The sequence below is a fragment of the Pseudomonas sp. MWU12-2345 genome (genome assembly GCF_023242385.1).
Taxonomy (GTDB): Bacteria; Pseudomonadota; Gammaproteobacteria; order Pseudomonadales; family Pseudomonadaceae; genus Aquipseudomonas; species Aquipseudomonas gingeri_D.
This window is the reverse complement of the sequence record NZ_JALLJA010000024.1, coordinates 24655-50464: the sequence shown is the minus strand read 5'-3', so window position 1 is coordinate 50464 and position 25810 is coordinate 24655. Positions and strand designations below refer to the sequence as shown.

Annotated in this window: 22 protein-coding genes; 8 read left to right on the top strand and 14 right to left on the bottom strand. The window is 61.9% G+C overall.

The annotated features are described in order from the left end of the window. The first annotated feature begins 18 nt into the window (after positions 1–18). The 3 genes from M5C71_RS30535 to M5C71_RS30525 are packed head-to-tail and all read left to right on the top strand — an operon-like array spanning position 19 to position 5017. The gene (locus M5C71_RS30535) at positions 19–4461 is read left to right on the top strand and encodes an RHS repeat-associated core domain-containing protein (protein WP_248769474.1); all 4443 of its coding nucleotides are present in this window, start codon (positions 19–21) and stop codon (positions 4459–4461) included. Beyond that, on the top strand, positions 4458–4727 hold the full coding sequence (locus M5C71_RS30530; protein WP_103499393.1) for a hypothetical protein: 270 nt from the start codon (positions 4458–4460) through the stop codon (positions 4725–4727). The genes M5C71_RS30535 and M5C71_RS30530 overlap by 4 nt, the downstream gene beginning before the upstream one ends. Continuing rightward, a complete protein-coding gene (locus tag M5C71_RS30525; RefSeq protein ID WP_248769473.1) occupies positions 4724–5017 on the top strand; it encodes a hypothetical protein in 294 nt (97 codons plus the stop codon). The genes M5C71_RS30530 and M5C71_RS30525 overlap by 4 nt, the downstream gene beginning before the upstream one ends. A 314-nt stretch (positions 5018–5331) precedes the next feature. On the opposite strand, the gene M5C71_RS30520 is transcribed toward M5C71_RS30525, so the two are convergent. From M5C71_RS30520 to M5C71_RS30510, 3 genes are all read right to left on the bottom strand, one after another. Then, positions 5332–5607, bottom strand: coding sequence for an HU family DNA-binding protein (locus M5C71_RS30520; RefSeq protein ID WP_040071769.1), 276 nt, complete (start codon positions 5605–5607; stop codon positions 5332–5334). A 188-nt stretch (positions 5608–5795) separates the two neighbouring features. Continuing rightward, positions 5796–6944, bottom strand: a complete 1149-nt coding sequence (locus tag M5C71_RS30515; RefSeq protein ID WP_248769472.1) for an FAD-dependent oxidoreductase — start codon at positions 6942–6944, stop codon at positions 5796–5798. Positions 6945–6987: 43 nt separating this feature from the next. Further along, the gene (locus M5C71_RS30510; RefSeq protein ID WP_103499396.1) at positions 6988–7155 is read right to left on the bottom strand and encodes a rubredoxin; all 168 of its coding nucleotides are present in this window, start codon (positions 7153–7155) and stop codon (positions 6988–6990) included. Positions 7156–7358: 203 nt separating this feature from the next. On the opposite strand from M5C71_RS30510, the gene M5C71_RS30505 reads away from it, so the two are divergent. Next, positions 7359–7922 carry a chorismate lyase gene (locus M5C71_RS30505; protein ID WP_248769471.1) on the top strand — a complete coding sequence of 188 codons (564 nt, stop codon included), beginning with the start codon at positions 7359–7361 and terminating at the stop codon, positions 7920–7922. Beyond that, positions 7922–8812, top strand: a complete 891-nt coding sequence (ubiA, locus tag M5C71_RS30500) for a 4-hydroxybenzoate octaprenyltransferase (protein WP_248769470.1) — start codon at positions 7922–7924, stop codon at positions 8810–8812. Before M5C71_RS30505 ends, ubiA begins: the two co-directional genes overlap by 1 nt. A gap of 139 nt (positions 8813–8951) precedes the next feature. On the opposite strand, the gene M5C71_RS30495 is transcribed toward ubiA, so the two are convergent. Next, positions 8952–9329 carry a hypothetical protein gene (locus M5C71_RS30495; protein ID WP_103499399.1) on the bottom strand — a complete coding sequence of 126 codons (378 nt, stop codon included), beginning with the start codon at positions 9327–9329 and terminating at the stop codon, positions 8952–8954. A gap of 154 nt (positions 9330–9483) precedes the next feature. On the opposite strand from M5C71_RS30495, the gene phoB reads away from it, so the two are divergent. The 3 genes from phoB to M5C71_RS30480 all read left to right on the top strand — a co-directional run bounded on the left by phoB (position 9484) and on the right by M5C71_RS30480 (position 13083). Next, the gene (gene phoB, locus M5C71_RS30490; protein ID WP_003176964.1) at positions 9484–10173 is read left to right on the top strand and encodes a phosphate regulon transcriptional regulator PhoB; all 690 of its coding nucleotides are present in this window, start codon (positions 9484–9486) and stop codon (positions 10171–10173) included. Positions 10174–10279: 106 nt separating this feature from the next. Continuing rightward, positions 10280–11602, top strand: coding sequence for a phosphate regulon sensor histidine kinase PhoR (gene phoR, locus M5C71_RS30485; RefSeq protein WP_177104144.1), 1323 nt, complete (start codon positions 10280–10282; stop codon positions 11600–11602). A 137-nt stretch (positions 11603–11739) separates the two neighbouring features. Then, a complete protein-coding gene (locus tag M5C71_RS30480) occupies positions 11740–13083 on the top strand; it encodes a hemolysin family protein (protein WP_248746917.1) in 1344 nt (447 codons plus the stop codon). 6 nt (positions 13084–13089) lie between these two features. Here M5C71_RS30480 and M5C71_RS30475 read toward each other — a convergent pair whose 3' ends face one another. The 10 genes from M5C71_RS30475 to M5C71_RS30430 all read right to left on the bottom strand — a co-directional run bounded on the left by M5C71_RS30475 (position 13090) and on the right by M5C71_RS30430 (position 25603). Then, positions 13090–13983: a M23 family metallopeptidase gene (locus tag M5C71_RS30475; RefSeq protein ID WP_248769469.1), complete on the bottom strand. Its 894-nt coding sequence runs from the start codon at positions 13981–13983 to the stop codon at positions 13090–13092. Between the two features lie 64 nt (positions 13984–14047). Then, a complete protein-coding gene (locus M5C71_RS30470; RefSeq protein ID WP_248769468.1) occupies positions 14048–14353 on the bottom strand; it encodes an XRE family transcriptional regulator in 306 nt (101 codons plus the stop codon). Between the two features lie 297 nt (positions 14354–14650). Beyond that, positions 14651–15718, bottom strand: coding sequence for a hypothetical protein (locus tag M5C71_RS30465; RefSeq protein ID WP_248746919.1), 1068 nt, complete (start codon positions 15716–15718; stop codon positions 14651–14653). A 252-nt stretch (positions 15719–15970) separates the two neighbouring features. Further along, positions 15971–16900 carry a response regulator gene (locus M5C71_RS30460; RefSeq protein ID WP_248769467.1) on the bottom strand — a complete coding sequence of 310 codons (930 nt, stop codon included), beginning with the start codon at positions 16898–16900 and terminating at the stop codon, positions 15971–15973. 160 nt (positions 16901–17060) lie between these two features. Next, complete coding sequence (phoU, locus tag M5C71_RS30455; RefSeq protein ID WP_100939820.1) at positions 17061–17822, bottom strand: phosphate signaling complex protein PhoU; 762 nt, start codon at positions 17820–17822, stop codon at positions 17061–17063. Positions 17823–17935: 113 nt separating this feature from the next. Then, positions 17936–18769 carry a phosphate ABC transporter ATP-binding protein PstB gene (gene pstB / locus M5C71_RS30450; protein WP_103499406.1) on the bottom strand — a complete coding sequence of 278 codons (834 nt, stop codon included), beginning with the start codon at positions 18767–18769 and terminating at the stop codon, positions 17936–17938. Between the two features lie 160 nt (positions 18770–18929). Continuing rightward, entirely contained in the window at positions 18930–20600 is a 1671-nt protein-coding gene (gene pstA, locus M5C71_RS30445; protein WP_103499407.1) for a phosphate ABC transporter permease PstA, read from the bottom strand. A 15-nt stretch (positions 20601–20615) separates the two neighbouring features. Beyond that, on the bottom strand, positions 20616–22649 hold the full coding sequence (locus tag M5C71_RS30440) for an ABC transporter permease subunit (protein ID WP_178129710.1): 2034 nt from the start codon (positions 22647–22649) through the stop codon (positions 20616–20618). Positions 22650–23065: 416 nt separating this feature from the next. Continuing rightward, a complete protein-coding gene (locus M5C71_RS30435) occupies positions 23066–24055 on the bottom strand; it encodes a phosphate ABC transporter substrate-binding protein PstS (protein ID WP_103499409.1) in 990 nt (329 codons plus the stop codon). A gap of 258 nt (positions 24056–24313) precedes the next feature. Beyond that, complete coding sequence (locus M5C71_RS30430; RefSeq protein ID WP_103499410.1) at positions 24314–25603, bottom strand: MFS transporter; 1290 nt, start codon at positions 25601–25603, stop codon at positions 24314–24316. Positions 25604–25810 lie beyond the last annotated feature (207 nt).

The window sequence follows — 25810 nt, the reverse complement described above, 5'->3', positions numbered from 1 at the left end:
CTGTCTTGATGACCTTTCATGTCTGACCCGCTCTGGGCTGCCCGCCTGGGCGACGCGTTGTCCCATACCTCGATGATGGCCGATATTCTCGGCGGCGTGCTCGAGGTCGCGGCCAACGTCGCCATCGGCGCACTGGCCACCGCAGCCGTGGTTGCCGCCACCGGGATCACCGTCGCCACCGGCGGCCTCGGGGCCTGTGTCCTGGGCGCCGTGGTCGGGGTCATTGTCGGCGTGGCGATGAGCAAGACCGGCGCCGACAAGGGCCTGAGCAAGATGTGCGAGGGCATCGGCAACAGCCTCTTTCCGCCCACGGTGCAGGCCACCATCCTCACCGGCTCGACCAATACCCTGATCAACTCGATTCCCGCCGCCCGCGCCGCCGGTGCGGTGCCGTCCCACGTCGAAGCGGCCGGCACGCCAGACAGCGATGAGCCGGCCCCGGAAGCCAGCTACCTGGATATCGCCAAGGGCTTCTTTGCCCAGATGTGGCGACCCACGGTGGCAACGCCCGCTCCCGGCGCCGTGCCCAAGCCGCTGGATCTGGTGACCTGCATGAAGCATCCGCCGATGCCGCCGCAGTTTCTCGCCGAAGGGTCGGAAAAGGTCAGCATCAACGGGCAGCCCGCCGTGCGCAGTGGCGACCGCAGTACCTGTGACGCTACCGTCGTTTCGTCCGGCTTGATCTCACCCAACGTCACCATCGGCGGCGGCTCGGTGGTGGTGCGTGAGATCCGTAGCGGCAAGACTCCGGGCGTCGGCCTGGCCATCACCGCGCTGATGATGCTCAAGGGCAGCAAGGGCAAATTTCTCAGCAACCTGCCGTGCATGCTGTTGGCCGGGGTCAATTCCTTTGTCACCAGCCAGGCCATCGGCGCACTGACCAATGCCATCGCCGGCTCGCCGAACCCGGTACACGCCGCCACCGGCGCCAAGGTACTGGGTGGCCTGGACGATCTGGATTTCGCCCTGCCGGGGCTGCTGCGCCTCGACTGGCAACGCTTCTACAACAGCCGCGACGAGCGTCGCAACGGCCTGTTCGGCGCAGGTTGGAGCGTGCCTTATGAAGTCAGCGTGCAGGTCGAAGCACACCCCGAGGGTGGCGAACGACTGATCTACACCGACGAACAGGCTCGGCGTATCGACATGGGCTCGATCCCCCTGGGCAGCGCGGTGTTCAGTGCCGGTGAAGGCTTGAGCGTCCGCCGGCATGGCAATGGTCAATTATTGATCGAAAGCGACGACGGTCTCTATCGCCTCTTCGAAACCCAGCCCGGCGAGCCCACTCACTTGCGTCTGACCCAACTGGGCGACCGCAACGACAACCGCCTCTATCTCGACTACGACGAGTCAGGGCGACTGTTGCGTCTACGCGACACCTTCGATCTCGTCCAGGCCCAACTGATCTACAGCGACACATGGCCGAACCGGGTCAGCCGGATCGAGCGCCTGTACCCGGATCATTCGAACGAGCTTCTGGTCAGTTACACCTACGACCTGCGCGGCGACCTGGCGCAAGTACTGGATGCCACCGGCCATGCGCAACGGCGCTTCGCCTACGATGACGGCCAGCGGCTGGTGGAGCACCAACTGTCCGTCGGCCTGCGCTGCTTCTACCAATGGGCACAGATCGACGGCCGCGAATGGCGGGTGGTACGTCACTGGACCGACGAAGGCGATGAATATGCCTTCGACTACGACCTGGACGCCGGGACCACCCGCGTCACCGACAACCTCAAGCGCACCAGCACCCGGCGCTGGAACCCGCAACACCAGATCACCGAATACACCGACAACCTCGGCCAGACCTGGCAGTTCCAGTGGAGTGACGAACGCCAGTTGCTCGGCGCCATCGATCCCCAGGGCGGCCAATACCAATTCAGCTACGACGAAGCTGGCAACCTGTGCACCACCCAGGACCCACTGGGCCGCAGCGAATCGACCCTTTGGCTGGAGCACTGGGCCTTGCCGCTGGTGGAAACCGACGCGGCGGGTAACAGCTGGCAGTTCCGCTACGACAACCGTGGCAACTGCATCCAGGAAACCAATCCACTGGGTCACGTTACCCGCTATCGCGTCGACGCCCAGGGCCAGACCGTCGAGATCATCGACGCCAGCGGCAAAAGCAAAACCCTGCGCTGGAGCCCCCTCGGTCAACTGCTCGAACATATCGACTGCTCCGGCTACCCGACACGCCTGGGTTACGACGAGCGCGGTCTGCTGCGCACGATCACCGATGCCCTGGGCGAACGCACCCAGTACGACTACGACCCCCAGGGCCGCTTGCTGAACAGCCACTTGCCGGACGGCCGCACGCACCAGTACCAGCGCAATGCCGACGGCCAGTTGATCGGCTACACCGACCCCGCCGGACAGACCATCGCCTACCACTACGACCGTCGCGGCCAGGTGCGCCAGCGCATCGATGCCAGCGGTCGGCAGGTGCAGTTCAGCTACGACGCCTATGGACGCTTGCAGGCGCTGAGCAATGAGAACGGCGAAAGCTATCGCTTCGCCTGGGATGCCGGCGACCGCCTGGTGGAACAGCAGGACCTGGACGGTAGCGCCCGCCGCTACACCTACAACGCCCGGAACGATGTCACTCGCGTCGATACCCTGCCCGCGCCCCATGGCAGCGGCCTGGCGCTAGTCCCCGCAACGCCGGTCGCACCGATTGTCCATCACCTCGAACGCGACGCTGCCGGACGCCTGACAGCCAAAATCACCGACGACGGCCGCACCGAATACAGCTACGACATGCTGGATCAACTGACGGCGGTCACCTTTACCGATAATGACGGCCAGGCACAGAGCCTGGGCTTCGCCTACGACGCCCTTGGCCAGTTGCTGGAAGAACAAAGCACGGCGGGCAGCCTCCAGCATCACTACGACGAATTGGGCAATCTGATCCAGACGCAGTTGCCGGATGGTCGCTGGCTCAATCGGCTGTATTACGGCAGTGGTCATCTGCACCAGATCAATCTGGACAGCCGGGTCATCAGCGACTTCGAGCGTGACCGCCTGCACCGCGAGGTGCTGCGCACCCAAGGTCAACTCGATACCCGCAGCGAATACGATCGCGCCGGACGCCTGCGTTCGCGCCTGCGCCGCCCGATCAGCCAACCTTCGGCGTTGCCCGCGCCGGCGCAGCAACATTTCGACTACGATCCCGCCGATCACCTGGTCGGCCGCCTCGAACAACAGCCGGGCGGCACCCATCGACAGTTGATGCACCACGACGCCAGCGGTCGCATCGTCGCCAGCCAGGACAGCGTCCAGGGCCAGAACGAGACCTTCGCCTACGACGCCGCCGCCAATCTGCTGGACGGCCCCACAGGCGGCCGGGTGCTGCACAACAAGCTGCTGACCTACCAGGACAAGCGCTATCGCTACGACGCCTTCGGCCGGATGATCGAGAAGCGTAGCGGCAGCCATCGGGTCCAGCGCTTCGCCTACGATGCCGAGCACCGTCTGATCGAGGTGCGCAACCAGGACGGTGCGCGGGAAACCGTGGTGCGCATGAGCTACGATCCGCTGGGCCGGCGTATCGCCAAGAGCGAGCACGACAGCCACGGTTACCCCCTGGGCGAGACGCGCTTCACCTGGGACGGTCTGCGCCTGCTGCAGGAACACCGACACGGCCTGAGCAGCCTCTACCTCTACGCGGACGATGGCCACGAGCCGCTGGCCCGGGTCGACGGCAGCGGCGCCTTGCAGAAAGTCCGCTATTACCACAACGACCAGAGCGGCTTGCCCGAACAACTGACGGAAAGCGACGGCCATGTGGTCTGGCGGGCGCGCTACCGGATCTGGGGCAATACCGTCAGCGAAACACGCGAGCCCCATTACCTGGAGGAGCAGAACCTGCGCTTCCAGGGGCAGTACCTGGACCGCGAAACCGGCTTGCACTACAACACCTTCCGCTTCTACGACCCGGATATCGGGCGCTTTACCACACCCGACCCGATCGGCCTGGCCGGCGGCCTCAACCTGTATGCCTATGCGCCGAACCCTCTGACCTGGGTCGACCCCCTTGGACTAAGCTGTGGTCCTTCGGGCAAAGTGCCGATTACCCGTAACTCCGCGCGCAAGCTGCTGAAAAGCCGGGGGCTGAACCAAAAAATCCAGCGTGAAACCGTCGATAGCTTCCAGGGGCAGATCTACGCCACTCGAGGAAAGAAAGGTGATGTGTTCACCATCACCGAGCACAAACCCGGCACTGCTTCGCAAATCTACGTCACCCGTGGCTCGGCGGGCGCGACCGCAGCGGACAGACGCGCGAACCTGGCGCTGCCCAACAGCAACAGCGCGGTACACGAAGGCCAGGTCGCCCTGACCCGCGACCAGGTCCTGCTGGAAGGCCGAGTGGCTCCCCAACCACAATGGGGCGCGGACAAGGTCGGCGGCGGATGGCAAGTCGTTACGGCCGGCGGACGATATTCAGGAGCAACGGAACGACTATGAACCTCAAAGAATGCAACGACACCCTCTGCGACCTGCTGAGACGCTCGGGCTATGAAGACGAAGCCGATGAGATCCAGGCACTGGTAGACATCGTGCTGGACCCGGCTAGCAACGACAGTCAGCGCAACGAAGCGATCAAGAACCTGACAATGCGTTGTCATCCCAAATGGCTGGGAGACTTTTTCATCGACGGCATGACCTATCCACAATGGACCGATCTCATTACTCACTTCGAAAAACTGCTCATGCGCCAGAAACGCCCATGATGGTCGCCCTCTACGAGGAGGATGACCTCGACGACCAGGTACGACAGTTGTCCACCGCCCTAGGCACGCTGATCGCGCAATTGCAGAAAAGCCGCAACGAGTCCGCTCAGTTTTTCATCGACAAGACGGCTGAACTCAGAGCCGCCGGCGATGTTCGCGAAGCCCTGGAACAGCTCTCGACCTGCCGGGCCATGGCCCAATACGGCAACTTCTCCTACACCGAGGAGAGTCAGTTGGAAGGGGTGGTCGATGCGGCCGCCGCTTGCCTGGCAGCCCTGCCGAAACCCTGAAACCGCCATCGCCGTAATGCGGCATCCCGACAAGCCAGCACACAAAGGCTGGGCACGACGATATTCTGATGGCGGAACACGTACCTGAAGTGGGAGCGGAGCTTGCCCGCGAAGCTTTTAGCGTTCTCACCGGCCTCTTCGCGGGCAAGCTCCGCTCCCACATGGCTATCCGGTCGTCTGCAGATTGTTGATTCGACACTGAACAGTGGGGGCCTTGCGACAGCACCGCCAGAATGAAAAATGGGCACCCGATCCGATCGGCGTGCCCATTTTTCCTACAGCCCTCCCGTTGCTCCGGGAGTGGTACCTGACGCTTACGGGTTGACGCTATCTTTGAGCGACTTGCCCGGTTTGAATGCGACGGTATTGCTGGCCTTGATCTTCACCGGCTCGCCGGTTTGCGGGTTCTTGCCGGTACGGGCACCGCGATGGCGCTGCAGAAAGGTGCCGAAACCTACCAGGGTGACGCTGTCTTTGCGGTGCAGCGCGCCGGTGATTTCTTCGAGGACGGCGTTGAGCACGCGGCTGGCCTGTTCTTTCGTGAGGTCCGCTTTTTCAGCAATTGCAGCGGCGAGTTCTGGTTTACGCATAATGAAGCCTCTTTGACGGTTTTTTGTTGTTATGTCCGTGCTGTTCTTCCGGAACAGCGCCCAAGGCGCCGCAGGCTCTACTCTGCGGCAGACGGGAGTGAGGATGGCACGAGGCAAGGTCCCGCGCCAGTCTCGTTACGACCTTTGTAGGGGCAAGAAGCGGGTGTTTACGACAGAAGGACCGGTATTTACGCCAGCAACGGCGGAAGTTCCTTGTTCAGGGCCAGTTTTTCCATCACCGCGCCACCGGTCAGGGCATAACCCAGCAGCCGACCGCCGGTGTCGCGGCACAGGGCCTTGATGTCGGCGCCCTGCCCTTCGACCGTCCACACGCCTTCGCTGCCACGGGGCGGCGGCGACACCACCAGCGGGCACACCGGCGTCTTCACGGTGATCGGCATGGCGCCGTAGCTCACCGCGGTGGCATTGCCGGCCAGGGTCTGGGCCAGCGCCCGGGCGCAGCTCATCAGCGGCATGACATACAGCAGGTTCAAGCCATCGACCTCGGCGCAATCGCCCAGGGCGTAGATATTGGCGTGGGAGGTTTTCAGGTGGCGATCAACCACCACCCCGCGATTGACCTGCAAGCCGGCGGCGGCGGCCAGGTCGATGCGCGGACGCAGGCCGATGGCCGAGACCACCACGTCGCAGGCCACGGTGGCGCCGTCCGACAGATGCGCCTCCAGGTGATCGCCGCTGCGTTGCAGGCGGGTCAGCACCGGGCCCAGGTGAAAACGCGCACCAAGGCTTTCCAGGCCCGCCTGCACAGCGGCGGCCGCCGCCGGGTGCAGCAACGTCGGCATGACCTGTTCGCACGGCGCGACCAGTTCCACCTGGTAACCGCCAAGGATCAGGTCATTGGCGAACTCACAGCCGATCAACCCGGCGCCCAGCAGCAGCACACGCTGCTTGCCCGCCGCCGCCGCACGGAAACGCGCGTAGTCTTCCAGGTCGTTGATCGGGAAGATCGCCTCGGGGGCATCGCCTTCCACCGGCACCCGCACGGTTTCCGCGCCCCAGGCCAGGATCAGGTCACGGTAGTTCACCGCTTCCTCGCCGATCCACAGGCGTTTGTGGCCCGGGTCGATGCCGCTGATGCGGGTGTGGGTGCGGATCTCGGCCTTGAGTTGTTCGGCCATGGCCCCGGGCTCGGCCATGCTCAGGCCATCGGCGTCCTTGTTCTTGCCGAAGCCGGTGGAGAGCATGGGCTTGGAGTAGGAACGCCCGTCGTCGGCGGTGATCAGCAGCAGCGGGGTTTCGCTGTCGAGCTTGCGAAACTCCCGGGCCAGGTTGTAACCGGCCAGCCCGGTACCGACGATCACGACAGGTGCGCTCATTCCTTTCTCCAAGTCCATAGACATCTGTTTAAAAATTGATCGATCAGGCGATTTCGATCATTTCGAAATCCGTCTTGCCGACGCCGCAGTCCGGACACAGCCAGTCAGCGGGGACATCTTCCCAGCGGGTCCCGGGGAGGATGCCATCATCCGGCCAACCGTCGGCTTCGTTATAGATCAGCCCGCAAACCACACATTGCCACTTCTTCATCTCGTTACTTCCTCGGTTCCCAGGCTTTTAACGGCACGGACAGTCGATAGGCACAGCGTTGCCGTCCGGCTCAGGGCGTTTTGTACTGATCGAAGGCCGCCGATGCAAGCACGATCGACAGCCTTGATCAGCCGGGTGCTCTAAACGGCCGAACCGCCTGTGATAAGCTCGGCGCCTCACTGGCTGCCAATCAACTGCCCATCGTGCCGCACAAAGCCCCCGTTCCAGCGTCTCCCGCCTGGCTCACCCAGAGCCGGCTGACCACCCCGCCAGACGCACCAACCCTCGACTGGTTATTTGACGAAGGGTCTCTTACTCGTCGTCTTACAGCACTTTCCGATAACGCTTTCAGTGTCACGCCACTGTTCGAAGGCTGGCAACCGCTGCGCGACGACGAGTGCGCCGCGCTGGAGTTGCCGGGTGAAAGCCTGGGTTGGGTGCGCGAGGTGTATTTGCGCGGTCACGGCCAGCCCTGGGTGTTCGCCCGCAGCGTCGCGGCGCAGAGTGCCTTGCGCGAAGGTGGCCTGAATATGGACGAGCTGGGTAGCCGTTCACTGGGTGAACTGCTGTTCTGCGACCAGGCGTTCGAGCGCCAGGCCATCGAAGTCTGCTATTACCCGGCGCCCTGGCTGCCGCCGGAGCATCGCGCCGATCATCTCTGGGGCCGCCGCTCACGTTTCAATCGCGGGCCGCTGAGCCTGCTGGTGGCGGAGATTTTCCTGCCGAGCCTGTGGCACGCCGTCAGTACCTGTGGGGAGAACTGCTGATGTACCTGAACCTGCTCAAATCCATGAACCGCCTGCACCCACGGGCCTGGGACTTTCTCCAGCTGACCCGCATGGACAAGCCCATCGGCATTTACCTGCTGCTGTGGCCGACCCTCAGCGCCCTGTGGATCGCGGCCAAGGGTGTACCGTCGCTGGGCAACCTGCTGATCTTCACCCTCGGCGTGATCCTGACCCGCGCCGGCGGCTGCGCCATCAATGACTTCGCCGACCGCAAGGTCGACGGCCACGTCAAACGCACCGAGCAGCGGCCCATCGCGGCAGGGCGGATCAGCGGCAAGGAAGCCCTGGCGGTGTTCGCCCTGCTGATGGGAATCAGTTTCCTGCTGGTGCTGTGCACCAATGCGACCACGGTGTGGTTGTCCTTCGGTGCCCTGGCGGTAGCGGCCTGCTACCCGTTCATGAAACGCTACACCTATTACCCGCAAGTGGTGCTGGGGGCGGCGTATTCCTGGGGCATCCTGATGGCCTTCACCGCCGAGACCGGCAGCCTGCCCGCCACGGCCTGGTTGCTGTATATCGCCAATGTGCTGTGGACGGTGGCATTCGACACTTATTACGCCATGACCGACCGTGAGGACGACCTGAAGATCGGCGTGAAATCCACTGCCATTCTGTTCGGCGAGGCCGATCGGGTGATCATCCTGACCTTGCAGGGCCTGATGCTCGGCTGTCTGCTGCTGGCCGGGGCGCGGTTCGAGCTGGGGGGTTGGTTCCATATCGGGCTTTTGGCTGCGGCGCTGTGTTTTGTCTGGGAATTCTGGGTCACCCGAGGCAAGGACCCGCAGCTCTGCTTCAAGATGTTCCTGCACAACCACTGGGCGGGGTTGGCGATTTTCCTGGGTGTGGTGCTGGATTACGCGGCGCGCTGAGCAACCCCGCTCGCCAGCCAGGCACCCGTTCCAGAGGACACAACGGAACCTGTAGGAGCCTGGCTTGCCAGCGAAGCTTTTAGCGGTCTCAAGGGCCTCTTCGCGGGCAAGCCCTGCTCCTACAAGGTATTGCGGTGAATCAGTGCTTGGCCATGTGCCACATACCGCCTTTGCCATCACCCATGGCGTCTCCAGGCTTGGCGTCCATCTTGTAGGTGTACATCGGTTTGCCGTTATGCGCCCACTGCATCGTGCCGTCATCGCGCTTGATCATTGTCCAGCCAGCCTCAGCCTTGGCATCCGCAGGAGCCATCATCGGCGGCCAGTTCTTGGCGCAATCGCCATTGCACATGGATTTGCCGTTGGCATCCTTATCAAAGGTGTACAACGTCATCCCCTTGCTATCGACCATCATGCCGTTTTTCATCATGGCCGGCTCAGCCGCGAAAACCAGGGTCGGCAGCGTTAACGCCGCCGTTACCATCAGGGCTTTCAACGAAAACGAAGAGTAAGTCATAAGAACCTTCCTTTTGTGGTTGTAGGATTCGAACCCCCAGCGTAGCCCATGAATATGACCATTGCGGCGTGCGGAAAAAAGCTGTCACATGTCTGCAATAATTTCGTTATCTAATGCGGCGCAAGACAGTTAAATGACAAGAGGGTGAAGGGATATGGTTGGCAGGAGCATTCTGATCGTCGACGACGAAGCGCCCATCCGCGAGATGATCGCCGTTGCGTTGGAAATGGCCGGCTATGACTGCCTGGAAGCGGAAAACTCCCAGCAGGCCCACGCGATCATCGTCGACCGCAAACCCGACCTGATCCTGCTCGACTGGATGCTGCCCGGCACCTCGGGCATCGAGCTGGCCCGGCGCCTCAAGCGCGACGAGCTGACCGGTGACATCCCGATCATCATGCTCACCGCCAAGGGCGAAGAGGACAACAAGATCCAGGGTCTTGAAGTCGGCGCCGATGACTACATCACCAAGCCATTCTCCCCACGGGAGCTGGTGGCGCGCCTCAAGGCAGTGCTGCGCCGGGCCGGCCCGACCGACGGCGAAGCCCCCATCGAAGTCGGCGGCCTGCTGCTCGACCCCATCAGCCACCGGGTGACCATCGACGGCAAACCCGCGGAAATGGGGCCTACCGAATACCGCCTGTTGCAGTTCTTCATGACCCACCAGGAACGCGCCTACACCCGTGGCCAGTTGCTGGACCAGGTCTGGGGCGGCAATGTCTATGTCGAGGAGCGCACCGTCGACGTGCATATCCGCCGTCTGCGCAAAGCCTTGGGCGATGCCTACGAAAATCTGGTACAAACCGTGCGCGGCACCGGCTATCGTTTCTCGACCAAGGGTTGAGAACCGCTGCAAACAACCCGCAATACATCGGTAACCGAGCCGCTTCAAACTGGCAGCGTTGAAGCTTGTCGCTCGAACGGCTTCGCCTCCAAGGACGCATGTTGAAGTGAATCAAAACTGGCATGGCACCCTGATCCGCCATTTGTTGTTGCTGGTCACCGGCTGCCTGGTGGCAGGCCTGGCCAGCGGGTATTACGGCTGGAGCCTGGCCGTGGGCCTGGGGCTTTACCTGGGCTGGACCCTCAAGCAACTGCTGCGCCTGCATCAATGGCTGCGCCATCACAAACCCGAAGAATCACCGCCGGACGGCTATGGCCTGTGGGGCGACGTATTCGACAGCATCTATCACCTGCAACGTCGCGACCAGCGCGTGCGCGGGCGCCTGCAAGCAGTGATCGACCGGGTCCAGGAATCCACCGCCGCCCTCAAGGACGCGGTGATCATGCTCGACAGCGACGGCAACCTGGAATGGTGGAACCGCGCGGCGGAAACCCTGCTGGGCCTCAAGACGCCCCAGGACAGCGGCCAGCCGGTCACCAACCTGGTGCGGCATCCGCGCTTCAAGGAATACTTCGAACAGGAAAGCTACGCCGAGCCGCTGGAAATTCCCTCGCCGACCAATGACCGCCTGCGTATCCAGCTCTATATCACCCGCTACGGCAACAACGAGCACCTGATGCTGGTGCGCGACGTGACCCGCATCCATCAGCTGGAACAGATGCGCAAGGACTTCGTCGCCAACGTCTCCCATGAGCTGCGCACGCCACTGACGGTGATCTCCGGCTACCTGGAAACCCTGCTCGACAATGTCCAGGAGGTGAACCCACGCTGGGTTCGCGCCCTGCAGCAGATGCAGCAGCAAGGCAGCCGCATGCAGACCCTGCTCAACGACCTGCTGTTGCTGGCCAAGCTGGAAGCCACCGACTACCCGTCGGACAACCAGCCGGTGCGCATCGACACGCTGTTGCAGTCGATCAAGAACGATGCCCAGGCCCTGTCCGGGCAACGCAACCAGACCATCACCCTGGAAGCCGACGGCGCCATCCGCCTCAAGGGCAGCGAGGCGGAACTGCGCAGCGCGTTCTCCAACCTGGTGTTCAACGCCGTCAAATACACCCCGGCCGAAGGCAATATCCGCATTCGCTGGTGGGGCGACGAACACGGCGCGCACCTGAGCGTGCAGGACTCGGGCATCGGTATCGACAACAAACACCTGCCACGCCTGACCGAACGCTTCTACCGGGTCGACTCCAGCCGCAACTCCAACACCGGCGGCACCGGCCTGGGCCTGGCGATCGTCAAACACGTGTTGCTGCGTCACCGCGCCCGCCTGGAAATCAGCAGCGTATTGGGCCATGGCAGCACCTTCACCTGCCATTTCGCCCCGGTCCAGGTGACGCGCAACAGCACCCACAACCTGCCCGCCTGAGGCCTTGCCGGGACACCGGCCGGGCCTGGCCACTAGGCAACGGGCGCATCTGCCGCTACATTGGTTGACTTGTGCCTGCCTTTCAGGCCTCAGCCCACCTACTTCAAATTGAAATACGGAACCCGTAAAACCCCATCATGGACCCTTCCCCTAGTAGCTTGACCCTCGCTTCGCTCTTCGCCGACTTCGGCATGATTCTTTTCGCTCTGATCCTGGTATTGCTCAACGGTTTCTTCGTTGCGGCGGAATTCGCCATGGTCAAGCTGCGCTCGACCCGGGTCGAGGCCATTGCCCACAAGAACGGCTGGCGCGGGCAGATCCTGCGCACCGTGCACAGTCAGCTGGACGCCTATCTGTCCGCCTGCCAACTGGGTATCACCCTGGCTTCCCTGGGCCTGGGCTGGGTCGGCGAGCCGGCCTTCGCCCACTTGATGCAACCGCTGCTCAGCGCCGTCGGGGTGGACTCCGCCGAGGTGATCAAGGGCGTGTCGTTCTTTACCGCCTTTTTCATCATTTCCTACCTGCACATCGTAGTCGGTGAGCTGGCGCCCAAATCCTGGGCGATTCGCAAACCCGAGCTGCTGTCGCTGTGGACGGCGGTGCCGCTGTACCTGTTCTACTGGGCGATGTACCCGGCCATCTACCTGCTCAACGCCAGCGCCAACGCCATCCTGCGGATCGCTGGCCAAGGCGAGCCCGGCCCCCATCACGAACACCATTACAGCCGTGAAGAACTCAAGCTGATCCTGCACTCCAGCCGTGGCCAGGACCCCAGCGACCAGGGCATGCGCGTGCTGGCGTCGGCGGTGGAAATGGGTGAACTGGAGGTGGTCGACTGGGCCAACTCCCGTGAAGACCTGGTGACCCTGGACTGCAATGCGCCGCTCAAGGAAATCCTCGCGCTGTTCCGTCGCCACAAGTTCAGCCGTTATCCGGTGTACGACGCCGAGCGCAACGTGTTCGTCGGCCTGCTGCACATCAAGGACCTGCTGCTGGAACTGGCGGCCCTGGACCATATTCCCGAGTCGTTCAACCTTGCCGAGCTGACCCGGCCGCTGGAGCGGGTATCGCGGCATATGCCGCTGTCGCGCCTGCTGGAGCAGTTCCGCCAGGGCGGCTCGCACTTCGCCCTGGTGGAAGAAGCCGACGGCAAGGTGATCGGCTACCTGACCATGGAAGACGTGCTCGAAGTGCTGGTGGGCGATATCCAGGACGAACACCGCAAGACCGAGCGCGGCATCCTCGCCTATCAGCCGGGCAAGTTGCTGGTGCGTGGCGATACGCCGTTGTTCAAGGTCGAACGCCTGCTGGGCATCGACCTGGACCATATCGAGGCGGAAACCCTCGCCGGGCTGGTCTATGACTCCCTGAAGCGGGTGCCGGAAGAGGAAGAAGTGCTGGAAGTCGAAGGCCTGCGCATCATCATCAAGAAGATGAAAGGACCGAAGATCATCCTGGCCAAGGTCCTCAAGCTCGACTGATGGGGGTTATTTCCCTCTCAAGGCAAAATTCGGCAACGCCTCCAGCGGCTGGCTGAACTGATAGGGAATCGACACCAGCCCCATCCCGGTATTGCGCTGCACCACGAAGTGCAGGTGCGGCCCGGTGCTGTTGCCGGTGTTGCCCGACAGCGCCAGCGGGCTGCCCACTTCCACCCGCTGGCCTTCGCGCACGCTCACCGAGCCTTGCTTGAGGTGCAGGTACACGCCCATGGTGCCGTCGTCGTGCAGCACCCGCACGAAGTTGCCCGAAGGGTTCTTGCCGCCGCCGCTCTGGTCGTTCTCGGTCTTGATCACCACCCCGCCCCGCGCCGCGATGATCGGCGTGCCTACCGGCATGGCGATGTCCATCGCGTAACGGCTCTTGGCGCCGAAGTGGCTGTACTGCCCATTCGGCCCCTGGGTCAGGCGAAACGGCCCGCCGCGCCAGGGAAAGGGGTAACGGTAGCCCTGGGCCTGCCCGGAAGGGTCGCCCAGGAAGTATTGGAACCTGGGGACGTAGCGCATCGGCTCGCCGGCCTGAATCGCCGTGAGCAGCGCCAGGCGCTGGTTGCTGCGGGCCGGCAGGACCTTGCGGATCGACTGCGGCGCACCGCTGACGTTCTTCAGGGCACCGAAACCCAGCTCGATCTCCACCGGGGCATAGAGGTCGTTGCGCACGTAGACCTCATCACCGCCCTTCTGCTTGCGGATATCCAGACGTACCTGACGCTCCAGGTGCTCGACCATCCGATCACGAAACACGAATACCTGGGCACCCGGCGCCGGGCGGTCACTGTAGGAGACCACCCCATTGGCATCGGTGTACTTGTAGATGGTCATGGCCGCAGCCGAGGTGGCGGCCATCAACAGACCACAGGAAAGCAGCAGGCGCAGGAGCATAAGCGAGAGTCGCCGAATAAAACATGGCGACCAGACTAGCAGGTGGCCAGGGCATTTGTGTGAATCACGCCAGCTGGATGGCCCTGGGGCCAAAACACAGGTCGACGTTCAATTGAGCCGGCTCGGACAGGTTCACCAGCGCATCCAGGGAGAACTTGTCGATCTTGCCGTTCAGCAGGTCATTCAACCTCGGCTGGGTGATCCCCAGGCGCTTGGCTGCGTCCTTTTGCGACAGCTCCCAGGCGTTGACCCGGCTGATCAGCTCCATCATCAGCTTGGAGCGCAGGCGCATGTTGGCGGCCTCCCGAGGAGTGTCCTCAAGGGCATCCCAGACAGAGGCGAAACGTTCAGTCTTGATGGCGTTGGTCATAGCGTTGCTCCTATCTCCTTGTGCCTAGATATAGGCTTTTCCCGTCGACGGCAGAAAAAGCCTAATCAATGAACGGGATATCCGTGGTGCGAGGTTGTTTCAAAGCTTGGCGCAAAGGCGACCACCCACATGACTCTTAAACAGCTTATATCGAAACAGATATAAAACAACCTGAACGGAAGGATTCGGACGAAAGGCTTCCGAAGGCGGCAAGGACGGAGGGCGCACTGCCGGGCGCCACCCGCCTCGCCGCCCTATCGTAGAACCTGCACCACGGCACTTTATCGGGCGCTCGTTTTAATCCGTATCCAAATGCAGACTCAGGAGAAGCTCGGGAGAACCGATAGCTCCGCCCACCAGGCGGTCAACCAAACTCCAGACCTTGACAGCCCACCCTAATGATAGAAACGAAGCCGGTACTCCATACGCTATATGACCAGCGGTGATGTCCGATGCCTTCACCGTATGGCGAAACACAAATTCGCTGCCGAGGAGGCCACCGACAAAAATCAGTATCGCCACATCGCCCGCAACCATCCCTTGGGTCTTGAGCCGCATCGGAATTCCACCGTCCTCCTGGATAAGCTCAAGGTCAACCCCGGTGCGGATGTCTTGTCCAACTCCATAGACCGCCTCGGGCACAGCCAAATCACCCGCGACTCCAAGCTCAAGAAGGGGAGATGTCCGAGTCCCCTCTGCTGATAGCACGGTGTAGATAACCTTGACGTTTCCGTACTTGATCGGCGTCAGATAGCCAGGTTCGACGGCCACGACAAGGTCCTCAGCCGGCTCCGTCCCGATAACGAGGTGTTTGACGAAACAGGCATCCGCGTTGGAACCCCACCAATAGATAGAAACCAGGGCGCCCTGGGTCATTGACGACGAAGCTCTGATTCGTAGGTTTACCCCTTGCGAAAGCGCTGACAACGGGATGACACCATCAACCGCTTCTTCCACCACCGGTTTGTATATCAGCCCCTCCACTGACAGCACTACGGTCGGCGATTTCCACTCTTCAGGCGGGTATTCCAAATAGAAGTAATACAACGCGACCTGCTGTCCTCGAAAGGCCAGCGCCCGATCAGGCGGCACGGGCACTATTGTGTCCTGGTTTTCCAACGGGATCATTCCACCGACACCAAAGACGCCATCACCATCCCACGACGTAAGGAACACGTGGTAGCGCCCCCCCACACTCATCCCCTCGACAAAGGGAATACGAATGGTCAGTCCCTTCTCCAGATCCGCAAATGAGATCTTTCCATCCACGGCTTGATCGATCGTAGCGGCCCGCAACGGCTCCAGCTTCACGCGCAATTTATCGGCGACTCGGTCTCTTTCCTTCAAGCTGAGAAACTTGGTCATCACCTATCTCCTGTTTCGCAAGGCAACTGCAAAAGGCAGTTGACTGCATCGAATCTAGGGAAAGTGCCTGAAGACGTAACCTGTCAGAAATGACAGTTGCGACGAGTGGTGCATGCGCGCGAAAGCCGGTACGGGGATGGAAGGCGGGGATTGTGCCGAAGGAGAGACCCGGAGCAGGCCCGCCACCACAGACAGCGTCTGAACGATGTGGGGACGAACCTTTGCTCGCGAGAAGAAGCCGGTCCGCGGGGCTTACGCGCCGGGAACGAAGTGCTTCAGGGCGGTACCACGGGCGATCAGGCGGGAGATGTAGTCCAGCTTCTGGGCGTCCTGGTCGACAAAACGGAAGGTCAGTTGCAGCCATTCGCTGTCCGGCTTCGGCTCATGGGCGACGATGGCATGCAGATAGCCGTTCAAACGGGCGATCTCGGCGTTATCGCCCTGCTCCAGGTCCAGCACGGCGTTTTCCAGCACCTGCGGGAGGATCTCGGTACGCCGTACCACCAACAAGGCTTCCTTGATGCTCAGTGCCTTGATCACGCACTGCTGGGTGCCACTGGACAGACGCAACTGGCCCTGGCCACGACCGCCCGAGGCTGCGGCGGCGCCCGCTGGCGATGCCGCAGTGGCCGGACGCACCGGCGGGCTGTTGAGCAGGCCTTTGGACGGGGCCGCCGCAGGGGCTTGCGCCGCCGCCGGGCTGACCACTTCGGCACGACCGCCGGTCAGGGCACTCAGGGAGTCATTGGCAAAAGCCGAGTTGGCCTTGGTCGGCGCGCTGTTCATCAAGGCGTCGAGCTTGCCGACCTTGTGCAACGCCTGCTTGACCTTGGTCAGCAGCTGTTCATTGGTAAACGGCTTGCTCACATAACCGGAAACACCGGCCTGGATCGCCTGAACCACGTTTTCCTTGTCGCCACGGCTGGTCACCATGACAAACGGCATCGTCTTGAGGTTGTCCTGCTGGCGGCACCAGGTCAGCAACTCCAGACCGGACATTTCCGGCATTTCCCAGTCGCACAACACCAGGTCGAACGCTTCGCGAGCCAGTACCGCCTGGGCCTTGCGCCCGTTGACAGCGTCTTCGATCCGGATGCCCGGGAAGTAGTTGCGCAGGCATTTCTTCACCAGATCGCGGATGAACGACGCGTCATCCACCACCAAAACACTGACTTTACTCATTGACCATTCCTCTGAAAATCCCGGCTAGCATACTGACTAATGGCTATTTGCCAACAGCGATTGGTCACACCGGGACTTTTCGTTCGCGGGTGCTCGTAAAAATTCGTACGCCACAAACAAAAACGCCCGACCTTAGGCCGGGCGTTTTTCTCAGGCAATCTTACTTATCGTCAGCTTCGCCGGGAACATTAGCAGTTTCGGACAAGGTGCCCTCAACTTCCTGGCGCATGCGCTTGAGGCCCATGTGCCGGACATCGGTGCCACGCACCAGGTAGATCACCAGTTCGGAGATGTTCCGTGCATGATCGCCGATGCGCTCCAGGGACCGCAGTACCCAGATGATGCTCAGTACCCGGCTGATCGAGCGCGGATCTTCCATCATGTAGGTCGCAAGCTCGCGCAGGGCGGTCTTGTACTCGCGATCGATGATCTTGTCGTATTGCGCCACCGACAACGCCAGCTCGGCGTCGAAGCGGGCAAAGGCGTCCAGCGAGTCACGGACCATGTTGCGCACCTGGTCGCCGATATGACGCACTTCGACATAACCACGCGGCGCCTCGCCCTCCTCGCACAGCTGGATGGCGCGACGGGCGATCTTGGTCGCTTCGTCACCGATGCGCTCCAGGTCGATTACCGACTTGGAGATGCTGATGATCAGGCGCAGGTCAGAGGCCGCCGGCTGGCGACGGGCGAGAATGCGCAGGCATTCCTCGTCGATATTGCGTTCCATCTGGTTGATCTGGTCGTCGATTTCGCGCACTTGCTGGGCCAGGCCCGAATCGGCTTCGATCAACGCGGTGACCGCGTCGTTGACCTGTTTCTCGACCAGACCGCCCATGGCCAGGAGGTGGCTGCGTACTTCTTCCAGTTCCGCGTTGAACTGCGCGGAAATGTGATGGGTAAGACCGTCTTTATCAATCATGTGTCGCTCCGCGAAAGCTGCAAGCTTCAAGCTGTAAGCTTCAAGCCGAATTATGAATATGCTCAGGCTGCCCGTGCTTGCCGCTTGTCGCTGACGACTTGCAGCTTCCTCACCTAGCCATAACGACCGGTGATGTAGTCTTCTGTCTGTTTCTTCGCCGGGTTGGTGAACAGGGTGTCGGTGTCACCGAACTCCACCAGCTTGCCCATGTACATGAACGCGGTGTAGTCGGAAACCCGAGCGGCCTGCTGCATGTTGTGGGTGACGATCACAATAGTGAATTTAGATTTCAACTCGTAGATCAGCTCTTCGACCTTGAGGGTCGAGATCGGATCGAGTGCCGAGCACGGTTCGTCGAGCAGCAACACTTCCGGTTCGACCGCGATGGTCCGGGCAATCACCAGACGCTGTTGCTGACCGCCGGACAGGCCCAGGGCCGAGTCGTGCAGACGATCCTTGACCTCTTCCCACAGCGCCGCGCCCTTGAGGGCCCATTCCACGGCCTCATCGAGAATACGCTTCTTGTTGATGCCTTGGATACGCAAGCCGTAGACCACGTTTTCGTAGATGGTCTTGGGGAATGGGTTGGGTTTCTGGAACACCATGCCGACCTTGCGGCGCAGCTCGGCGACGTCCTCGCCCTTGCGGTAGATGTTGTTGCCGTAGAGGTTGATTTCACCCTCTACGCGGCAACCGTCCACCAGGTCGTTCATGCGGTTGAAGGTGCGCAGCAGCGTCGACTTGCCGCAACCGGACGGGCCGATAAAGGCGGTCACGCGCTGCTTGGGGATATTCATGCTGACGTCGTACAACGCCTGCTTCTCGCCGTAGTACAGGCTCAGTTTCGGGACTTCGATGGCAACGGTTTCGCTCGCCAGGTCCAGGCTCTGCTTGCTACGGCCCAGGGCGGACATGTTGATGCCGTGGGTTTGGGGTTCATGCTGCATGGGGTAACTCCCTGCGCTAACAAATTCGGTTCAATGAGCCGTCGACACAACGCCTGGGTCAACGGTAACGCCGTTCTGTAGGAGCGTGGCTTGCCCGCGAAGCTTTTGGCGGTCTTGAGGCCCCCTTCGCGGGCAAGCCACGCTCCTACAGGGACGGCAATCAGCTATCCAGCGCCTTGTACTTCTCGCGCAGGTGGTTGCGAATCCATACGGCCGACAGGTTCAAGGTGGCGATCACCAGCACCAGCAACAACGCCGTAGCGTAGACCAACGGACGAGCGGCCTCGACGTTCGGGCTCTGGAAGCCGACGTCGTAGATGTGGAAGCCCAGATGCATGATCTTCTGGTCCAGGTGCAGGTACGGGTAGTTGCCGTCCACCGGCAGCGACGGCGCCAGTTTCACCACCCCCACCAGCATCAGCGGGGCCACTTCGCCGGCAGCGCGGGCCACGGCGAGGATCATCCCGGTCATCATGGCCGGACTGGCCATCGGCAGGACGATCTTCCACAAGGTCTCGGCCTTGGTCGCTCCCAGGGCCAGCGAACCTTCGCGCACGGTGCGGGGAATCCGCGCCAGGCCTTCCTCGGTCGCCACGATCACCACCGGCACCGCCAGCAGCGCCAGGGTCAGGGAGGCCCAGAGCAGGCCCGGGGTACCGAAGGTCGGTGCCGGCAGGGCTTCGGGGAAGAACAGCCGGTCCAGCGAGCCGCCCAGCACGTAGACGAAGAAGCCCAGGCCGAACACGCCGTAGACGATCGCCGGGACACCGGCCAGGTTGTTCACCGCGATGCGGATGATCCGGGTCAGCGCGTTCTGCTTGGCGTATTCACGCAGGTAGACCGCCGCCAGCACGCCGAACGGGGTCACGATCATCGCCATGATCAGGGTCATCATCACGGTGCCGAAGATCGCCGGGAAGATCCCGCCTTCGGTGTTGGCTTCACGCGGATCGTCGCTGAGGAACTCCCAGACCTTGCTGAAGTAGAAGCCCAGCTTGGTCAGCTTGCCCATGGCGTTCGGCTGATAGGCGTGGACCACTTTGCCGATGCTGATTTCCAGTTCCTTGCCGTTGGCATCGCGGGCCGTCAGGCTGTCGCGGTTGAACTGGGTGTGCAGATCGCTCAGGTGCGCTTCGATGTCCTGGTAACGGGCATTCAGTTCGGCACGTTCGGTCGCCATGTCGGCTTGCGCGGTGGCATCGAGCCGGCCTTCCAGTTCCAGCTTGCGGCCGTGCAGACGAATCCGCTCGAGGCCGGCGTTGATGGCGCCGATGTCGCTCTTCTCGAGTGTCTTGATCTGCGCCGCCAACCCGTTCACGCGCTGGACACGGGCCTGCAACTCGGGCCAGGCGGCTTCGCCTTCGGCGATCACCTTGCCGTTCTCCTTGACGTTGACCAGGGTGCCGTAGAAATTGCCCCACTCACGACGCTCGATGGTCATCAGTTCGGCCGGGTAGGTCTGGTCCTGCAACCACTCGCCGACGATCCAGGTGAAGTCGTTGCCGTTCAGGTCGCGGTTACCGACCTTGATCAGCTCCCGGGTCATGAACTCGGGGCCTTCGTCCGGTACCGGCAAGCCGGCCGTTTTCAGGCGCGCGCGCGGCACCTCTTCCTTCTGTACCACTTCGCCGACCACGAGCTGGTTGGCCTGGCCCGGCACGTTGTACTGGGCATGCACCAGGTCGGCCGGCCAGAAGTGGCCCAGGCCGCGCACAGCGATCACGGCCAGCAGGCCGATGGTCATGATGACCGCGATGGATACCGCACCACCGCTGATCCAGACGCCGGGGGCGCCGCTCTTGAACCAGCTGTTCAGGGAGTTCTGTTTCACAGACTTCTACCTTTCTTAAAGCGACGAGTATTTCTTGCGCAGACGCTGACGAATCAGTTCCGCGAGGGTGTTCATGATGAACGTGAACAGCAGCAGCACCAGCGCCGAGAGGAACAGCACGCGGTAGTGGCTACCGCCGACTTCCGACTCCGGCATCTCCACCGCGACGTTGGCCGCCAGGGTGCGCAGGCCCTCGAACAGGTTCATCTCCATGACCGGGGTGTTGCCGGTGGCCATCAGCACGATCATGGTCTCGCCGACGGCGCGGCCCATGCCGATCATCAGCGCCGAGAAGATCCCCGGGCTGGCGGTGAGGATCACCACCCGCGTCATGGTCTGCCACGGCGTGGCGCCCAGGGCCAGCGAGCCCAGGGTCAGGCCGCGCGGCACGCTGAACACGGCGTCTTCGGCGATGGAGTAGATGTTCGGGATCACCGCGAAGCCCATGGCCAGGCCGACCACCAGGGCGTTGCGCTGGTCGTAGGTGATGCCCAGGTCGTGGGAGATCCACATGCGCATGTCGCCGCCGAAGAACCAGTTCTCCAGGTGCGGGCTCATAAACAGCGAGAGCCAGCCGACGAACAGGATCACCGGAATCAGGATCGCGCTTTCCCAGCCGTCCGGCACCCGCAGGCGCAGCGAATCGGGCAGGCGGCTCCAGGCGAAGCCGGCCACCAGGATGCCGATCGGCAGGAGCATCAGCAGGCTGAAGATCCCCGGCAGATGCCCTTCTACATAAGGTGCCAGGAACAGGCCGGCGAAGAAGCCGAGGATCACCGTCGGCATCGCTTCCATCAATTCGATCACCGGCTTGACCTTGCGGCGCATGCCCGGGGCCATGAAGTAGGCGGTGTAGATCGCAGCGGCGACGGCCAGCGGTGCGGCCAGGAGCATGGCGTAGAACGCGGCCTTCAGGGTACCGAAGGTCAGCGGCGACAGGCTCAGCTTGGGTTCGAAGTCGGTGTTGGCGGCGGTCGATTGCCAGACGTACTTGGGTTCGTCGTAGTTCTCGTACCAGACCTTGCTCCACAGCGCGCTCCAGGAGACTTCCGGGTGCGGGTTATTGAGGACCAAAGGCTGGATCTTGCCACCTTGCTCGACGATCACCCGGTTGGCCCGCGGCGACAGACCGAACAGGCCCTGGCCGTCGACCACCTGGTTGACCAGCAGGGTCCGGTGCGCGGTGCTGTGGAAAATGCCGAGCTTGCCGGAGGCGTCCATGGCGACAAAGCCCTTGCGACGCTCTTCGGCGGTGATTTCGACGATCGGCGCGGTGCCCATCTGGAAACCGCGGATATTTTTCAGGCGCAGTTCACCATCCGGATCGCGGGCCATGAACCACTGGGCCAGGCCGCCGGTGGAGTCACCAATGATCAGCGAGATACCGCCCACCAGTTGGGTACTGGCGGTCACTTCGGCATTGGCGCTTTCCAGCAGTTTGTAACGACCGTTCAGGCTCTTGTCGCGCAGGCTGAACACATCGGCCTGGGCGCGCCCGTTGATCACATACAGCCACTGCTGGCGCGGATCGATATAGATCGCCTTCACCGGCTCGGTCATCTGCGGCAGCTCGATGCTCTTCTGCTCGCTGGTGACCTCGCCGGTCATCATGTTTTCTTCTTTGGTCAGCGCCAGCACGTGCAGTTGCGCACCGGTGGAGCCGGCCACGACCAACGTGGTGTCGGCGGCGTTCAGGTTCACATGCTCAAGGGCACGGCCCTGGTCATCAAGAATGATCGGTGCCTCGCCATAGGGGTACTCGACCGCGGGTGAAATGGTTTTCTTGCCGTCCGGGTAGGTCACTTTATAGGTATGACGGAACACCAGCGCCTGGCCATTGGACAAGCCGACAATCACCAGCGGGATACCCGGCTGGTCCTTACTGATAGAGGTGACCGTGGTGCCGGCCGGAATCGGCAGGTCGACCCGCGACAGTTCGCTGGCGTCCTGGACATTGAAGAACAGCACCTGGCCTTTGTCGGAAACCCGCATGCCGACCTGGTTCTGCTCTTCCAGGGAGATCATCAGGGGTTTGCCGGCGTCCTGGATCCAGGCGGGGGTAATGCTTTTCTCGGCGGTCAGCGAGGCGCCCTGGAACAGGGGCAGGACCACATAACCGAGAAAGAAGAAGATCAGGGTGATCGCCCCGAGGACGGCGAGGCCGCCAATGAACACATACCAACGGGTCAGGCGATCCTTCAGCGCGCGGATTCGGCGCTTGCGTTGCAGCTCAGGCGTATTGAAATCAATGCGCTTGGGGGGTGAAGTCGTAGTCATGGTGGAATTGGCCAGATCGTTCATGCGCACACCCTAGCGGTCCTGTATGACAGAAAGATGACAATGCGGTGACGCACTGAAGCCGCCGCCCAGCAAGGCTGGCAGCGGTTTCGGAATGAAGGGCGCGGTCGATTGGGATCAGACCGCGCCTTGGTGTTGCTGCCGGGACTGGCGTCCCGGCCGAAGGCTTACTGCTTGCCTTCGCTCAGGCCCAGGTCAGCCAGTGCCTTGGCGGCAACTTTGGCGGGCAGTGGGATGTAGCCGTCTTTCACAACCACTTCCTGACCCTGCTTGGACAGAACCAGTTTCACGAACTCGGCTTCCAGCGGTGCCAGAGGCTTGCCCGGTGCCTTGTTGACGTAGACGTAGAGGAAACGCGACAGCGGGTATTTGCCGTTCAGGGCGTTTTCTTCGCTGTCTTCGATGAACTCGGTGCTGCCTTTCTTCGACAGGGCAACGGTTTTCACGCTGGCGGTCTTGTAGCCGATACCCGAGTAGCCGATACCGTTCAGCGAGGAGCTGATGGACTGCACAACGGAAGCCGAACCCGGTTGTTCGTTCACGTTAGGCTTGTAGTCGCCTTTGCACAGGGCTTCTTCCTTGAAGTAGCCGTAGGTGCCGGATACCGAGTTACGGCCGAACAGTTGCACTGGCTTGTTGGCCAGGTCACCGGTCACACCCAGGTCAGCCCAGGTCTTGACTTCGGCTTTGGCGCCGCACAGACGAGTCGAGGAGAAGATCGCGTCGACTTGTTCCATGGTCAGGTGCTTGATCGGGTTGTCCTTGTGCACGAACACGGCCAGGGCATCCACGGCGACCGGGATAGCGGTCGGCTTGTAGCCGTACTTCTGCTCGAAGGCCGCCAGTTCGGTGTCCTTCATCTTGCGGCTCATCGGGCCCAGGTTCGAAGTGCCTTCAGTCAGGGCGGGCGGCGCGGTAGCGGAACCGGCGGCCTGAATCTGAATGTTCACGTTCGGGTATTCTTTCTTGTAGCCCTCGGCCCACAGGGTCATGAGGTTGGCCAAGGTGTCGGAACCAACACTGGACAGGTTACCCGATACGCCCGTGGCTTTTGTATAAGACGGAATGGCCGGGTCCACACCAGCGGCGACCGCGTGGGCAGTTGCAACGCCAGCAGCGACAAAAGTCATTGCCGCCATCAAACGCTTCAGTTTCATGCCTTGCTCCTAGCAGAGAGGGTTTATCAGATCGGGGCCAAGTATCAGTAGGCCGGATGAACACTCTATGACTGGTATATGACAGTTAGATGAATGGCCATCATGCGCAAAACGCTGGTTTTTTGAACGCAAAAGCGGGCAAACGCCCGCCTTTACTGGACTACGCCGCCGTCGCGCGGCACTGAATCATGTCAAGACTGAAACAATTTGAAACCCTCTTCCTTTATATAGAGGGACTCCCATTTCCACCGTCGCAGCTTAACGCCCCTTCGACCACAGATACCCGCCCACCAGCACACCGATGCCGCAAATGATCGCTACATAATAAGCAGGGCCCATCGGGCTTTCCTTGAGCAGCAGGGTGACGATCATCGGGGTCAGGCCGCCGAAGATCGCGTAGGCCAGGTTGTAGGAGAACGACAGGCCACTGAAGCGCACCACCGCCGGGAACGCCTTGACCATCACGTAAGGCGTCGCACCGATGGTGCCGACGAACAGACCGCTCAGGGCATACAGCGGGAACAGCCACTCGGGATGAGTCGGCACGGTGCTATAGAAGGTCCAGAACGTCACCATCAACCCCAGGCTGCCGAATACGAAGACCCGCCCGGCACCAAAACGGTCGGCCAGCGCACCGGAAAGGATGCAACCCAGGGTCAGGCAGATCGTCGCCAGGCTGTTGGCTTCCAGCGAAATGGTCGGGGAAAAGTGAAAGGCCGTTTGCAGCACGGTCGGGGTCATCAGGATCACCACCACCACGCCAGCGGACAGCACCCAGGTCAACAGCATCGAGATCAGGATCGCGCCGCGATGATCACGCAGCACCGCGCCCAGCGGGATGCCGTCGGACAGCGCCTTGCGTTTCTGCAGCTCGGCAAATACCGGGGTCTCGTGCAACCAGCGGCGCAGGTAGACCGAGAACAGGCCGAACACACCGCCCAGCAGGAACGGGATCCGCCAGGCGTAATCCGCCACTTCCAGCGGGGTATAAAGGCTGTTGATCAGGGTCGCCACCAACGAACCGAGCAGGATGCCAGCGGTCAGGCCCGAAGTCAGGGTGCCGCAGGCAAAGCCGATCTTGCGCTCCGGCACGTGTTCGGCGACGAACACCCAGGCCCCCGGTACTTCACCACCGATGGCCGCACCCTGGATCACCCGCATCAGCAACAGCAGGATCGGCGCCCAGATGCCGATCTGCCCATAGGTCGGCAGCAGGCCCATGATCAGGGTCGGCACCGCCATCAGGAAAATACTCAGGGTGAACATCTTCTTGCGCCCCAGCAGGTCGCCGAAGTGCGCCATCACGATGCCGCCCAGTGGCCGGGCCAGGTAGCCGGCGGCGAAAATCCCGAAGGTCTGCATCAGGCGCAGCCACTCGGGCATGTCCGCCGGGAAAAACAACTTGCCGACCACTGCGGCAAAAAACACGAAAATGATAAAGTCGTAGAACTCCAGCGCACCGCCCAGGGCAGACAGCGATAAAGTCTTGTAGTCGTTACGGGTCAGCGGGCGCGCGGGTTGCGCAATCGGGGTGGACGCGGTGGTCATGGGCTTCTCTTATTGGGCACGTCTATGAGCCACGCAAGGCTCGACTCAGGCTGGGAGCAGGTCTGGCACGATAGCAAATTGTTCGTAAAAGCACATGGATCGGCGCATTCGTCGGCAAAAATGAGAACCGGGAGGTCGTCTCGCGGTCTACCGACCGATATACTCGTGCCCTGCGCCGGGTAAAACCCGCAGGCTAGAGGGGTATTG

Bases quoted from the DNA above. Each gene is read 5' to 3' on its own strand.
- M5C71_RS30535 (WP_248769474.1), top strand. From the start codon at position 19: ATGTCTGACCCGCTCTGGGCTGCCCGCCTGGGCGACGCGTTGTCCCAT.
- M5C71_RS30530 (WP_103499393.1), top strand. From the start codon at position 4,458: ATGAACCTCAAAGAATGCAACGACACCCTCTGCGACCTGCTGAGACGC.
- M5C71_RS30525 (WP_248769473.1), top strand. From the start codon at position 4,724: ATGATGGTCGCCCTCTACGAGGAGGATGACCTCGACGACCAGGTACGA.
- M5C71_RS30520 (WP_040071769.1), bottom strand. From the start codon at position 5,607: ATGCGTAAACCAGAACTCGCCGCTGCAATTGCTGAAAAAGCGGACCTC.
- M5C71_RS30515 (WP_248769472.1), bottom strand. From the start codon at position 6,944: ATGAGCGCACCTGTCGTGATCGTCGGTACCGGGCTGGCCGGTTACAAC.
- M5C71_RS30510 (WP_103499396.1), bottom strand. From the start codon at position 7,155: ATGAAGAAGTGGCAATGTGTGGTTTGCGGGCTGATCTATAACGAAGCC.
- ubiA (WP_248769470.1), top strand. From the start codon at position 7,922: ATGTACCTGAACCTGCTCAAATCCATGAACCGCCTGCACCCACGGGCC.
- M5C71_RS30495 (WP_103499399.1), bottom strand. From the start codon at position 9,329: ATGACTTACTCTTCGTTTTCGTTGAAAGCCCTGATGGTAACGGCGGCG.
- phoB (WP_003176964.1), top strand. From the start codon at position 9,484: ATGGTTGGCAGGAGCATTCTGATCGTCGACGACGAAGCGCCCATCCGC.
- M5C71_RS30480 (WP_248746917.1), top strand. From the start codon at position 11,740: ATGGACCCTTCCCCTAGTAGCTTGACCCTCGCTTCGCTCTTCGCCGAC.
- M5C71_RS30475 (WP_248769469.1), bottom strand. From the start codon at position 13,983: ATGCTCCTGCGCCTGCTGCTTTCCTGTGGTCTGTTGATGGCCGCCACC.
- M5C71_RS30470 (WP_248769468.1), bottom strand. From the start codon at position 14,353: ATGACCAACGCCATCAAGACTGAACGTTTCGCCTCTGTCTGGGATGCC.
- M5C71_RS30465 (WP_248746919.1), bottom strand. From the start codon at position 15,718: ATGACCAAGTTTCTCAGCTTGAAGGAAAGAGACCGAGTCGCCGATAAA.
- M5C71_RS30460 (WP_248769467.1), bottom strand. From the start codon at position 16,900: ATGAGTAAAGTCAGTGTTTTGGTGGTGGATGACGCGTCGTTCATCCGC.
- phoU (WP_100939820.1), bottom strand. From the start codon at position 17,822: ATGATTGATAAAGACGGTCTTACCCATCACATTTCCGCGCAGTTCAAC.
- pstB (WP_103499406.1), bottom strand. From the start codon at position 18,769: ATGCAGCATGAACCCCAAACCCACGGCATCAACATGTCCGCCCTGGGC.
- M5C71_RS30435 (WP_103499409.1), bottom strand. From the start codon at position 24,055: ATGAAACTGAAGCGTTTGATGGCGGCAATGACTTTTGTCGCTGCTGGC.
- M5C71_RS30430 (WP_103499410.1), bottom strand. From the start codon at position 25,603: ATGACCACCGCGTCCACCCCGATTGCGCAACCCGCGCGCCCGCTGACC.